Below are 12,503 nucleotides of genomic sequence, written 5' to 3'. Positions count from 1 at the left end.
GCGTTTCCCTTTCCGGCGGTTCCGACTCTATCAGATCCTTTCGGCGTCTGACCCCCAGTCAGCGGGGTTTGTCTTCCCGGCCGTTGGGCCGTTCCGACGTCTCAAACCTTAGCGGATCCACTCGGCGATTCCCAATCGGGCCGCCGGGCTTCCATTCGAATTGAATTCGGGCACGCCGAAATCAACCCTGATGGGAGATCGTGCTGATGGTGTGAGGGGGTGCCGCTCGAAAGCGGCTGAGGTGCTGCCGGAGAACCGTTACGGCTCGGTGGCAACTCGGAGAACTGTACGGAACCGTCAGGGGGGTGTCAACCCTGTCCTGTCAAGATCTTTTCCGCTGCCTCGACGTGGCGTGTCAGTCCAGGTCGCTGAGGCGGCCGCCGGCGTCCGGCTGCGCGTGCTCCACCCTGCGCAGGAGCCGGGTGAGGACCTCTCCGAGCACCGCGCGCTCCGCGGGAGTGAGGTCCTGGAGCAGGTCCTCCTCGAAGACGGTGGCGAGACGCATCGCCTCCAGCCACTTCTCCCGGCCCTCGGGGGTCAGCTCGACGATCACTCGAACGCGGTTGGTCTCGTCCCTCTCCCGGGTGACCAGACCCTCGGCGACCATGCGGTCGATCCGGTGGGTCATCGCGGCCGGCGTGAGGCCGAGGCGCTTGGCGAGGTCGCTGGGGCCCATGCGGTACGGGCCGCCGGAGAGGACGAGGGCCTTGAGGACCTCCCACTCCGCGTTGCTGATGCCGAGGTCGGCGGTCTGGCGGCCGTAGGCGACGTTCATCCGGCGGTTGAGCCGGGACAGCGCCGACACGATCTTCTCGACCTGGGGGTCGAGGTCCTGGAACTCGCGCTGGTAGGCAGCGATCTGTTCGTCGAGTGTCGGCTCTGTGACGCCGGGGGTGTCGGCCATGGCCGCAGTATCGCACGCAACTCCTTTGCCTTGAAGTCCTTGAGTGTGTAGTCTTTAGCTTCGAACTTTAGCTTTGAAGTCTTCAGGTCTAACTAGTGAGAGAGGTGAACGTGACCAGGGCGAGGGGCGCAGCGATGCGCCGGATCCACGTGGGCAACGCACTCAGCGCGTTCGGGCTGGGCTTCACGGTCCCCTACCTGTACGTCTATGTGGCGCAGGTGCGGGGTCTGGGGGCCATGACGGCGGGACTCGTGCTCGCCGTCTTCGCCGTGGCCGCGCTGATCGTGCTGCCGTTCGCCGGCCGGGCGATCGTGCGGCGCGGCCCGCTGCCGGTCCTGCTCGCAGCCCTGGTGACCGCCGCTCTGGGTGCGCTGAGCCTGGGGCTCGCGGGCAGCGCCGCCGCCGTACTGGTGTCCGCCGCGGCTCTCGGGGCCGGGCAGGCCGTGATGCAGCCGGCGCTGGCCACGATGATCGTGGACTGCTCGGCGGCAGACACGCGCTCGCGTGCGTTCGCGATGCAGTTCTTCCTGCAGAACCTGGGGCTCGGTGTCGGCGGGCTCATCGGCGGTCATCTCGTCGACACCACGCGCGTGTCCTCGTTCACGCTGCTGTTCGCGATCGAGGCGGCGATGTTCCTGCTGCTGGTCGTGGTCATGGCGACCGTGCGGATGCCGCGCTCGCCTCGTGTGGAGGGCGTGCCTGCGGGGGCGGCCAAGGGCGGCTGGAAGCAGCTGCTCGGGAACCGGGCGATGGTGCAGCTGTGCGCGCTGGGCTTCGTGCTGTTCTTCGCCTGCTACGGCCAGTTCGAGTCGGGCCTGAGCGCGTACGGCGTCGAGGCCGCCGGGATATCCACTTCCGCGCTGGGGACCGCCCTGGCCGCGAACACGCTGATGATCGTGGTCGCCCAGTTCGCCGTCCTGAAGTTCGTCGAGCGGCGCCGGCGGTCACGGGTGATCGCCGCGGTCGGGCTGATCTGGGCCGTGGCGTGGGTCGCCGCCGGGTACGCGGGGCTGGGACATGGCAGCCAGGAGATGGCCACGGCCGCGTTCATCTCGACGTACGCGCTGTTCGGGCTGGGTGAGGCGATGCTGTCGCCGACCGTCGCGCCGCTGGTCGCCGATCTGGCGCCGGAGGGCCTGGCCGGGCAGTACAACTCGGCGTTCGCGCTGGTCAAGCAGCTGGCGCTGGCCATCGGCCCGGCGGTGGGCGGTCCCATGGGTGCCTCGCTGCACGCGCCGTACATCGTGACGTTCCTGCTGTTCTCGCTGGGGATCACCGGTCTGGCGCTGCGGCTCGGGCGGCGGCTCACCGCCGTACAGGACCGGCCGTGGCTCGCGCGGAGCAGCCGGGTGGTCACGCGTGGCGGGGCGCCCGCGGAGCCGGTGGCCGCGCAGGCGTAAGCCTTCCCGTGTGGTCCTCGACGGCCGTCGCCTTCGGGTGGCGGCCGTCGGCGTGTACGGGGTCAGCGGGTCGCCGTCATCAGGATCGCGGTGAAGGGGAGCGTTGCCGTGCCGTCGGGGGCGGTGCGGTCGGCCAGCTGGTTCAGGACCAGTCGGCCGGCCTCGGTGAGGGCTTTCTCGCCGCCGGCCTGTGTGATCAGGCCTCCCCATAGAGCCGCGAGGTGGCCGGGTGCGTAAGCGGCCAGCGGGGGCAGGGTGATGCCGAAGGTGACCTCGCGGTGAGCGGTGTCGTGGTAGCCGACGTGCTCCAGGGCGGTGGTGAGGCTTTCGGCCGTGCGGGTGAAGGGGCGCAGGAAGGTGCGGGGTGCCTCGGGGCCGCCGTACTCCTCGATGGCCCGCTGCTGGGCGAGGAAGTAGGGCTGGCGGTCGACGGGGGCCCAGACGGTCGCCGCGAAGCGGCCGCCGGGGCGGGTGACGCGGGCCGTCTCGGTGAGGGTGGCGTTGAGGTCGGGGAAGAACTGGGCGCCCTGCTGGCAGACGACGGCGCCGAACGTGGCGGTGTCGTAGGGGAGGCGGTCGGCGGGGGCCACCGTGAAGTCGATGTCGGGGTACAGGCGCGGGTGGCGTTCGCGTGCGACACGGATCATGCCCGCGTCGATGTCGGCGCCGCAGACCCGGCCGGTGGGGCCGACCAGGGCGGCAGCCGCGTGGGCGGCGTAGCCCGTGCCGCAGGCGAGGTCGAGGACGGCGGATCCGGGGGCGAGGTCCACGGCGTCCAGCAGCTCGGCGACGAACGGGCGCATGATCGGGGCGCTGTAGGTGTCGTACCGCTCGGGGCCTTCGCTGCTGACATGGGCGTCTGTGTCTGCCATGGGTCAGCTCGGTCCTTTTCTTTCGGCCTTGCCCTTCGGCAGGACGAACTCGCACCACACTGCCTTGCCGCCGCCTGGCGTTCTCCGTGACCCCCAGTTCGAGGCGATGGTCGCCACGATCGCGATGCCGCGTCCGGACTCGTCGGCCGGTTCGGCGCGGCGGCGCCGGGGCAGGTGGTCGTCGCCGTCGGTGACCTCGACGATGAGGCGGCGGTCGGTGCGGCGGAGTCTGAGCCGCATGGGCGGGGTGCCGTGCTGGAGGGAGTTGGCGACCAGTTCGCTGGTGGCGAGGACGCCGAGGTCGTGCAGTTCGCTGGGGAAGCGCCAGCTGGTGAGGACGCCGGAGGCGAAGGCACGCGCGCGAGGGGCCGCTTCGACGCCGCCGAGGAGTTCCAGGGCGGCGTTGCGGAAGAGGTCGCCGTCGGGGCCCGTACGGGACGGGTGCTGGAGGACGAGGACGGCCACGTCGTCGTCGTGGTCGGCGGTGACGCCGGCGGAGCGGACCAGGCGGTCGCAGACGACCTGGGGGGTGCCCGTGGCGCCCGCGAGGGCACGCTCGAGTGACGCGATTCCCTCGTCCAGGTCCTCGTCTCGGCGCTCGACCAGGCCGTCGGTGTAGAGGACGGCGGTGGCGCCGGGGCCGAGGGCGATGGAGCCGGAGGAGTGGATCCAGCCGCCGGTGCCAAGTGGCGGGCCGGTGGGCTCGTCGGCGCGGGAGACCGTGCCGCTCTCGTCGCGAACCAGGATCGGCAGATGGCCGGCGGAGGCGTAGACCAGGCGGCCCTCGTTGGGGTCGTGGACGGCGTAGACGCAGGTGGCGATCTGGTTGGCGTCGATCTCGGTGGCGAGGCCGTCGAGCAGTTGCAGGACCTCGTGCGGGGGCAGGTCGAGGCGGGCGTAGGCGCGGACGGCGGTGCGCAGCTGGCCCATGACGGCCGCCGCGCGGACACCGCGGCCCATGACGTCGCCGATGACGAGGGCGGTGCGGCCGCCGCCGAGGGTGATCACGTCGTACCAGTCGCCGCCGACCGCCGCCTCGGTGCCGCCGGGCTGGTAGGTGGCGGCGATGCGCAGGTCGTCGGGCTGCTCCAGCTCCTGGGGGAGCAGCGAGCGCTGGAGGGTGACGGCGGTCTCGCGCTGGCGGCGTTCGCTGGCGCGCAGGCGCTCGGCGGCCTCGGCGTGGTCGGTGACGTCGGTGGCGAAGACGAGCACGCCGCCGTCACGGTCGCCGTCCTCGGCGACGGGGGTGCAGGTGAAGGTGTACGACCGGCCGTCGACGGCCTTGCGGGACTTCAGGGTGCGGGGTTTGCCGCTGCGCAGCACCTGGTCGAGGAGCGGGAGCAGGCCCAGTTCGGACAGTTCCGGGAGCGCCTCCCGCGCGGGCGCGCCCATCGGCCGTACGCCGAAGGCCGTCGTGTAGGCGTCGTTGACGTAGGCGATGCGGTGGTCCGGGCCGTGCACGAGCGCGACGAGGGCGGGGACGCGGTCGAGTACGTCGCGCGTGGGCAGTTCGTCGACGGCGGGGACCGGGGGTGTGCCGTCGGCCGGCCGCTCGGCGCGGGCCGCGGGCACGGAGCCTTCTCCCCGCCGGTCCGAGGAGACCGGGGTCTCGGTCCGCGCGGCGGCGCGGCGCTGCGTTCCGGGGAGCCGGGCGCTCCAGCGCGTGAAGTTCACTGTGGGGAAGGCCTCGTGGGTGCTGTGGGCGGGCGGGTGGCCCGTCCGCGGACGTGGGGCGGTCTGGCTGGGTCTTGCTGAGGGCGGGCCGCGGCGACATCCGTCAGACGCCGGAGCGGGCCGTGGAGTTCCTGGGTCCGGTCAGGACGACCCCTTCGGGTCGTCCGAGGGGCTGTGGGGAGGCTTTCCACCGGCCGCGAGTTCGAACTCCGCTCGGGGATGTTCGAGTGAACCGAGGGAGACGATCTCCCGTTTGAAGAGCCCGGCCAGGATCCATTCCGCCAGCACGCGGGCCTTTCGGTTGAGGGTGGGCACCCTGCTGAGGTGGTAGACGCGGTGCATGAACCAGGCAGGGTAGCCCTTCAGCTTGCGGCCGTAGACCTGGGCGACGCCCTTGTGCAGGCCCAGGGAGGCGACCGAGCCGACGTAGGCGTGCGCGTACGTCTCCAGGGGCTCGCCGCGCAGCGCGTGGGCGATGTTGTCGCCGAGGGTGCGGGCCTGGCGGACGGCGTGCTGGGCGTTGGGGGCGGTCTCGGCGTCGGGCTCGGCGGCGGTGACGTCGGGTACGGCCGCCGCGTCGCCGGCCCCCCAGGCGTGTTCGGTGCCGTCGACGGTGAGGTGGGCGGTGCACTTGAGCCGGCCGCGCCCGGTCAGCGGCAGGTCGGTGGCGGCGAGCAGGGGGTGCGGTTTGACGCCGGCGGTCCATACGACCGTACGGGTCGGGAAGCGCTGGCCGTCGCTGAGGACGGCGACGCGGTCGGCGCAGGAGTCCAGGCGGGTCTCCAGCAGGACCTGGATGTTGCGGCGGCGCAGCTGGGTGACGGTGTAGCGGCCCATCTCGGCGCCTACCTCGGGGAGGATGCGGTCGGAGGCTTCCACGAGGATCCATTTCATGTCCTCGGGACGGACGTTGTGGTAGTAGCGGGCGGCGTAGCGGGCCATGTCCTCCAGTTCGGCGAGTGCCTCGACGCCCGCGTAGCCGCCGCCGACGAAGACGAAGGTCAGGGCGGCGTCGCGGAGGGCGGGGTCGCGGGTGGAGGAGGCGATGTCCATCTGCTCGATGACGTGGTTGCGCAGGCCGATGGCCTCTTCGACGGTCTTGAAGCCGATGCCGTACTCGGCCAGGCCGGGGACGGGCAGCGTGCGGGAGACCGAGCCGGGCGCGAGGACGAGTTCGTCGTAGCCGAGGAAGTCGGCCGCCTTGCCCTCCTCGGTGGTGGCGAGGGTGGTGACGGCGGCGGTGCGCACCGCGTGGTCGATGGAGGTCACCTCGCCGATGACGACATGGCACCGGTGCAGAAGACGGCGCAGCGGTACGACGACATGGCGGGGGGAGATCGAACCGGCGGCCGCTTCGGGGAGGAACGGCTGATAGGTCATGTAGGGATCGGGCGTGACGACGGTGATCTCGATCTCCCCCCGCCTGAGCTCGCCCTTCAGCTTCCGCTGGAGACGCAGGGCCGTGTACATCCCGACGTAGCCGCCGCCGACAACCAGAATGCGCGCACGTTCCTTCACCATCCCATGACGCACCCGGCGCTGTTGTTTGTCCACAGCCCCGGCAATTTGTGTGACCGACGGGCGGGTGTGCGGGAGGTCGGACGCGCTCGGCGGGGCGGACGAAAGGGGGCAGGTCAGCGGGGGCGGGCCACAGTGTGCGAAGGTGGGGAATCGGGGCGTATACGGCCCGTACTCCGATCGGGGGGCGCAGTGTGCGGAACCTGCCCCTTCTGAATTGACTCCCTCTCAACTATGTTCGTATGTCGACGGGGTGTAGGGAATGTGGTCGAACGGGGCTCGCGACGGGCGAACCCGGTCGAGATGGAAGACAGGTCCGCGCACTCCGGGATTCAGTGGCGGGGAGTCTCCGGGGGGAGACGTCATTTACCGGGGGAAACACATGCATGTTCAGGACACGCACCATTGGTCATCCGCAGCCGCCGTCGCACCGGGCGGCGCGGCGGTGAACGCGGCGGCGGGCAACGGACGCGCGGACGTGGCGCGTACGACGCCGCTGCGCGTGGACGCACAGCGCAATCTGGAGCACGTGCTGCGTGCGGCGCGCGAGGTGTTCGGCGAGCTGGGGTACGGCGCGCCGATGGAGGACGTGGCACGGCGCGCGCGGGTGGGTGTCGGCACGGTGTACCGGCGCTTTCCCAGCAAGGACGTGCTGGTCCGGCGGATAGCCGAGGAGGAGACCGCGCGCCTGACCGAGCAGGCGCGCACCGCGCTCGGGCAGGAGGACGAGCCGTGGTCGGCGCTGTCCCGCTTCCTGCGGACGTCCGTGGCCTCGGGGGCGGGACGGCTGCTGCCGCCGCAGGTGCTGGCCGGCTCCACCGGTGCGGCCGAGTCGGGTGGTGCGGTGGGCTCCGCCGAGGAGCCTCGGGTGCCGCAGCAGCGGGCTCAGCCGGGGACCGGCGAACTGCGGCTGGTGACCGGGGAGTCCACGGGATCCGTGGGGTCCACGGGATCGGTGGGATCCACGGGATCGGTGGGATCCATCGGGTCCGTGGGGTCCGTGGGGTCCGACGACAGCGGGGTCGGCGCGCTGCTCGACGTGGTCGGGCAGCTGGTCGAGCGGGCGCGGGCGGCCGGTGAGCTGCGGGCGGACGTGTCCGTGTCCGACGTACTGCTGGTGATCGCGACGGCCGCGCCGTCGCTGCCGGATGCCGCGCAGCAGGCGGCGGCGTCGGGGCGGTTGCTGGACATCCTGCTGGAAGGTCTGCGGTCGCGGCCTGCATAGACAGGCCGGCGGCGGTTCGCCTTCTGCGGATGCGTCGTCCCACCCGCACCGCCCGTGACGGTTCATGGGCGGTGCGGGTGCGGCGTCCCGCATGCGCATCGCTCGTTCGGGTGGTGGTCGAAGGGGTGTTGTGACCAAAGCCCTCGGATGAGTGATGCGGTGAACAGGGGGTCCTTGAACAAAAGACAATGTGGCACTCTGACCCGGTGACGGATTGGGCTGGGCCGGCGTCGGGGGCTGTCCGCGATGGGCGTTGACGGGTGGGACGAGTCACACGGTGACGACGCGGGTGCGGACGCCACCGGGGCGACCCCACCCCAGGTGCCGAGTCAGGGCGGGCGCGCGGCCGCCTCCGGCGGGCGACGGGACCAGAGCGTGCCGGCCCAGCGTGAGGGCAGTGTGCTGCCGCCGCCCCGGGAGATGCCGCCCGGCGACACCCAGCTGATCGAGCGGATGCGCGGCGGCGACGACTCCGCTTACGAGGAGCTGTACCGACGGCACGCCGATGCCGTACGCCGGTACGCGCGCACCTGTTGCCGGGACGGGCACACCGCCGACGATCTCACCGCCGAGGTCTTCGCCCGGATGTTGCAGGCCGTACGCGGCGGTTCCGGACCCGAGCACGCCGTACGGGCCTATCTGCTCACCTCCGTACGACGCGTCGCCGCGAACTGGATCAAGTCCGCCCGGCGCGAGCAGCTCGTCGACGACTTCGCCGTCTTCGCCCAGCAGTCCTCCCGCTCCTCCGAGGTGTCCGACGACGACACGCTCGGCCTGGGCGCCGACGTGCGCGCCATGCACGAGGCCGAACAGTCCATGGCCATGCAGGCCTTCCGTTCACTGCCCGAGCGCTGGCAGGCCGTGCTGTGGCACACCGAGGTGGAGGACGAGTCCCCGAGCGACGTGGCCGTGCTCTTCGGGCTGGACGCCAACGGCACCCGGGTGCTCGCCAGTCGCGCGCGCGAAGGCCTCAAGCAGGCCTATCTCCAGGCCCACGTCAGCGCGTCCCTCGCGGGCGACGAGGAGTGCGCCCGGTACGCCGACCAGCTCGGCACCTACGCCCGCCGCAAACTGCGCGTCCGCGCCGAGCGGGGTCTGCGCAAGCACCTGGAGGAGTGCGCCAGGTGCCGGCTGGCCGCGGCGCAGATCGAAGAGGTCGCGAGCGGCATCCCCGCTGTCGTCCCGGTCGCGGTCATCGGCTGGTTCGGGGCCGCCGGGTACGCCAAGGCGCTCGGCATCATCGCCGGTGGTGCCGGACTCGGGGCCGCCGGTGCCGCCGCCGCGGCCACCGGGTCGTCCGGCGGGGCGAGCGGCGCGGGCGGTGCCGTTGCGTCGGAGGGGCTCGGGGCGCCGGTGAAGGCGGGGATCGCGGCCGGTGTGGTCGCGGTGGCCGCCGCCGCGGTGGCGCTGGCCCTGGCCAACGACAGCCACCCGCCGGCCAAGGAGGTCGCCAGGCCGGCGCCGTCCGCCCCGGTCGTGCAGCCCCCGGCGCCGACGCCGACCCCGTCGAAGCGCAAGCCCCCGCCGCCGGTGCCCGCCCCCGCGCCCACTCCGACCCCGACACCGACACCCACCCCCACGCCGAAGCCCACGCCCCGGCCGACTCCCCCACCCACGCCGACCCCTCCGCCGCCCCGCAAGCCGAAGCCGACCCCGACGCCCACTCCGCCGCCGGCGCCCGTCGTCTACGAGATGAGCCAGCTCAGCTACGACGTCAACGGCGACGGCACCCGGCCCGAGATCCGGCTCGGCGAGAGCAGCTGGGTGTGGCAGCGCTACGGCATGTCGGTCGGCGGCGAGAAGTACGCGCGCGGGGTGACCGTGCACGGCGAGTCCTCCATCACCGTCGCCCTCAACCGGCAGTGCACCGCCTACGACGCGCGGGCCGGCGTGGACGACATGATGCTCGGCCTCGGCAGGGTGTCGTTCTCCGTCTACGCCGACGGGGTCCGGCTGTGGCGGTCCGGGACGGTCGAGGGGCACGACCGGGCCGTCCCCGTCCATGTGGACCTGACCGGGCGCAAGACCGTACGGCTCGTCGTGGAGCCGCGCAGCGACCTCTTCGGCCGGGCCGCGCTCGCGGACTGGGCGGAGTCCCGGTTCACCTGCCGGTAGCGGCCCGTCCCCGGCGGGCCCCGGCAGCCGTGCCCAGCGGCCCCTGCCCGTCGTCGCCGGGGTGTCCGTCCAGCTCGCGCAGCACCTCGGTCACGTCGAGGGACGCGCCCCGCGCGCGCTCGGCCGCGTAGCGGTCGGCGGGCAGTGCCGCGCGGGCGTCGGCGTGCACCTGGGCGGCCCGGCCGCGCTCCGGCTCGGGGCGTCGGTTGCCGTCGCGCCAGTGGTCGGCCGCGGCGAACAGCCGGATCGCTCCCGGCAGATCGCCGAGCCGGGCCAGCAGCCAGGCAGCGACGTCCACCAGCCCCGCCGTGATCGACTCGGCGCACCGCTGTGCCACGGCCTCGCGCAGCGCCTCGGCGAGGATCGGCAGCCCGTGCTCGGGGCCCGACTCGTCGGCGACGACGAGCGCCTCGACCATCCGCAGACCCGCCCCGAACTGCGGTGGCGGGGTGCCCCCGCGCGCCATCGCGCGGGTCGCCTCGTACAGCTCGCGGGCGTGGGCGGTCTGCCCCTCGTGCAGGGCGATGTGGGCGCGCATCAGCAGCACGAAGGCGCTGGACTCCGCCACCGCGTACCGATCGGCGGCCGCTCCCGCCTCGTCCAGGGCGGTCAGCGCGGTCTTCGGATCGCCGGATCGGTAGGCGATCTCGGCGAGCCGCGCCATCAGGAACGGCGACTCGGCGTAGGCACCCACCTCGTAGGCGAGACGCAGCGCCTCCTCGTACTCGCCGCGCGCCTCCTCGAACCGGCCGCGCGCCATGGCCGCCTCACCGGCCGCGCTGCACACCTGCGCCCGCATCCAGCGGTCCCCGACGCGCCGGCTGAGCGTGCGCAGCTCGGCCAGGTCCTCGTCCACGCCCCGCAGGTTGCCCGGGGAGTCGACGATCACGTGCGTGCGGGACATCAGAGAGACCCCGATCTCCCAATCACCGCCGTACGCACGGCAGTTGGCGACCGATGCGGCCATGTCCGGGCCGACGTCCGAGGGGCTGCCCAGGTAGTAGGCGGTCAGCGGCCAGACGATGCCCGGCAGCCGGGCCGCCCGGGGGCCGCCGTGCTCGTAGGCGGCCCGCACGCGCGCGACGTACTCCGGGGCCCGGGAGTCGGCGGCGAGGTGCTCCGTGCTCGACTCGGAGGTCAGGAACAGGTGGGACATGCGCAGGTCCATGCGCAGCTCGCTCAGCGGATGCCCGGCCCCGCCGTCGGGGGCTGCGAGGAAGGCCCCGACCGGATCGGCCGCCTCCACCAGCTCGGCCAGACCGCCACCCGTGCGCGGCTCGTCCGAGGTGCCCGACGCCGCCAGGGTGTCCAGGGCCACGCCCAGGCGGAGGACCAGGTCGACCCAGGCGACCGCCTCCTGACGGTGGTTGCGCAGCCACCAGAACCAGCCGATGGCGAGGGCGATCGCACCGGCCTCCGCCTCGTCGCCCGCGCGCACCGCGCGGTCCAGTGCCGCCCGGATGTTGTCCAGCTCGGTCTCCAGGCGGGATATCCAGGGCAGTTGGGCCGCCGACCGCAGGAGCGGCTCGGCCTCCTCGACCAGCGCGCGCACCCACGCGCGGTGCCGTCGCTCGGCGGCGGCGTGCGCTCCGGGGATCTCCGCCGCGCGCTCGGTGGCGTACTCGTGGATGGTCTCCAGCATGCGGTAGCGCATGCCGCCGGTGGCGTCCGGGGCGGCGACGACGAGGGACTTGTCGACCAGGGCACCGATCAGGTCGGCGGCCGGGCCCGTGCACACCGCCTCGGCCGCGGCGAGGTCCCAGCCGCCGGCGAACACGGACACCTGGCGCAGCACCGTGCGCTCGCGCTCGTCCAGCAGGTCCCAGGACCAGTCGACGACCGCGCGCAGGGTCTGCTGGCGGGGCAGGACCGTGCGGCTTCCGGAAGTGAGCAGGCGGAAGCGGTCGTCGAGCCGGTCGGCGATCTGCCGCGGGGTCAGCAGCCTCAGCCGGGCCGCGGCCAGCTCGATGGCGAGCGGCAGCCCGTCCAGGCGGCGGCAGATCTCCGCCACGGCCTCGGTGTCGGCGAGCACCGCGTCGGCGTCGGGACGGACGGCCTTCGCGCGCTCGGCGAAGAGGCGGTGCGCCTGCTCCGGGACGAGGGGCTCGACCGGGCGCACCGACTCACCGGGGACGCCCAGGGGCTCACGGCTGGTCGCGAGGATCGTGAGCCCGGGGCAGTGGGTGAGGAGGGTCTCGGCGAGGGCGGCAGCCGCGCCGATGACATGCTCGCAGTTGTCAAGGATCAGGAGTCGGCTGCGCGCGGCGCAGTACTCGATCAGCAGGGCGACAGGGTCGGCCTGCGGGGTCGCCAGTTCGTTGGTCAGCAGCACGGTCTCGCGCAGACCGAGGGCGCTGACCACCGCGCCGGGCACCGCCTCCGGGTGGTCGAGCGGGGCCAGCTCGACCAGCCATGCCTGCGGGAGCCCTGCGGCGGCCTCCTCGGCGAGACGGGTCTTTCCCGAACCGCCCGGTCCGGTGAGCGTGACCAGGCGGGCCCTGTGCAAGTCGGAACGAATGGCTTCGAGTTCTGGTTCCCGCCCGACGAAGGAGGTCAGACGGGGGCGGAGATTGCCGGTGCGCTCGGGGGGCTGGGCGGGGGTCGGTGACGTCCGTGGCTGTTGCGGCTGTGGCTGCGGCTGCGGCTCTGGATCCCGCTGCTTGAGCAACGACGCGTGCAGGGCCTGGAGTTCCGGGCCCGGGTCGGTGCCGAGGGTGTCGGCGAGGGAGCGGCGGGCGGACTCGTACGCGGCGAGGGCGTCGGCGGGGCGGCACGTGTCGCGCAGGGCGCGGATG

8 protein-coding genes are annotated in these 12,503 nt (G+C 72.9%); 3 read left to right on the top strand and 5 right to left on the bottom strand.

The window, feature by feature from the left end; translation table 11 throughout:
* Positions 1 to 355 precede the first annotated feature (355 nt).
* Positions 356 to 904 carry a MarR family winged helix-turn-helix transcriptional regulator gene (locus ADK64_RS40890; protein WP_053667327.1) on the bottom strand — a complete coding sequence of 183 codons (549 nt, stop codon included), beginning with the start codon at positions 902 to 904 and terminating at the stop codon, positions 356 to 358.
* 134 nt (positions 905 to 1,038) lie between these two features.
* Between ADK64_RS40890 and ADK64_RS40885 the strand changes: the two genes are divergently transcribed.
* A complete protein-coding gene (locus ADK64_RS40885) occupies positions 1,039 to 2,304 on the top strand; it encodes an MFS transporter (RefSeq protein ID WP_199829853.1) in 1,266 nt (421 codons plus the stop codon).
* A gap of 62 nt (positions 2,305 to 2,366) precedes the next feature.
* Here the strand turns inward: ADK64_RS40885 and ADK64_RS40880 are convergent, their stop codons facing one another.
* The 3 genes from ADK64_RS40880 to ADK64_RS40870 all read right to left on the bottom strand — a co-directional run bounded on the left by ADK64_RS40880 (position 2,367) and on the right by ADK64_RS40870 (position 6,371).
* Positions 2,367 to 3,176 carry a class I SAM-dependent methyltransferase gene (locus ADK64_RS40880; RefSeq protein WP_053667325.1) on the bottom strand — a complete coding sequence of 270 codons (810 nt, stop codon included), beginning with the start codon at positions 3,174 to 3,176 and terminating at the stop codon, positions 2,367 to 2,369.
* 3 nt (positions 3,177 to 3,179) lie between these two features.
* A complete protein-coding gene (locus tag ADK64_RS40875; RefSeq protein WP_053667324.1) occupies positions 3,180 to 4,850 on the bottom strand; it encodes an ATP-binding SpoIIE family protein phosphatase in 1,671 nt (556 codons plus the stop codon).
* A 141-nt stretch (positions 4,851 to 4,991) separates the two neighbouring features.
* The gene (locus ADK64_RS40870) at positions 4,992 to 6,371 is read right to left on the bottom strand and encodes an NAD(P)/FAD-dependent oxidoreductase (protein ID WP_053667323.1); all 1,380 of its coding nucleotides are present in this window, start codon (positions 6,369 to 6,371) and stop codon (positions 4,992 to 4,994) included.
* Positions 6,372 to 6,750: 379 nt separating this feature from the next.
* Between ADK64_RS40870 and ADK64_RS40865 the strand changes: the two genes are divergently transcribed.
* Together ADK64_RS40865 and ADK64_RS40860 are read left to right on the top strand one after the other, a co-directional pair.
* The gene (locus ADK64_RS40865) at positions 6,751 to 7,593 is read left to right on the top strand and encodes a TetR/AcrR family transcriptional regulator (protein WP_053667322.1); all 843 of its coding nucleotides are present in this window, start codon (positions 6,751 to 6,753) and stop codon (positions 7,591 to 7,593) included.
* Positions 7,594 to 7,839: 246 nt separating this feature from the next.
* Positions 7,840 to 9,708, top strand: coding sequence for a sigma-70 family RNA polymerase sigma factor (locus ADK64_RS40860; RefSeq protein ID WP_107093234.1), 1,869 nt, complete (start codon positions 7,840 to 7,842; stop codon positions 9,706 to 9,708).
* On the opposite strand, the gene ADK64_RS40855 is transcribed toward ADK64_RS40860, so the two are convergent.
* A partial coding sequence (locus tag ADK64_RS40855; RefSeq protein ID WP_107093233.1) for an ATP-binding protein occupies positions 9,695 to 12,503 on the bottom strand: 2,809 nt, incomplete at its 5' end. The two genes, ADK64_RS40860 and ADK64_RS40855, sit on opposite strands and share 14 nt — an antisense overlap.

The sequence above is a fragment of the Streptomyces sp. MMG1121 genome (assembly GCF_001280015.1).
In the GTDB taxonomy this organism is placed as follows: domain Bacteria; phylum Actinomycetota; class Actinomycetes; order Streptomycetales; family Streptomycetaceae; genus Streptomyces.
Note: the sequence above shows the minus strand (reverse complement) of the source record. Positions and strands in the feature narration are given on the sequence as shown.

Bases quoted from the DNA above. Each gene is read 5' to 3' on its own strand.
- ADK64_RS40890 (WP_053667327.1), bottom strand. From the start codon at position 904: ATGGCCGACACCCCCGGCGTCACAGAGCCGACACTCGACGAACAGATC.
- ADK64_RS40885 (WP_199829853.1), top strand. From the start codon at position 1,039: ATGCGCCGGATCCACGTGGGCAACGCACTCAGCGCGTTCGGGCTGGGC.
- ADK64_RS40880 (WP_053667325.1), bottom strand. From the start codon at position 3,176: ATGGCAGACACAGACGCCCATGTCAGCAGCGAAGGCCCCGAGCGGTAC.
- ADK64_RS40870 (WP_053667323.1), bottom strand. From the start codon at position 6,371: ATGGTGAAGGAACGTGCGCGCATTCTGGTTGTCGGCGGCGGCTACGTC.
- ADK64_RS40865 (WP_053667322.1), top strand. From the start codon at position 6,751: ATGCATGTTCAGGACACGCACCATTGGTCATCCGCAGCCGCCGTCGCA.
- ADK64_RS40860 (WP_107093234.1), top strand. From the start codon at position 7,840: ATGGGCGTTGACGGGTGGGACGAGTCACACGGTGACGACGCGGGTGCG.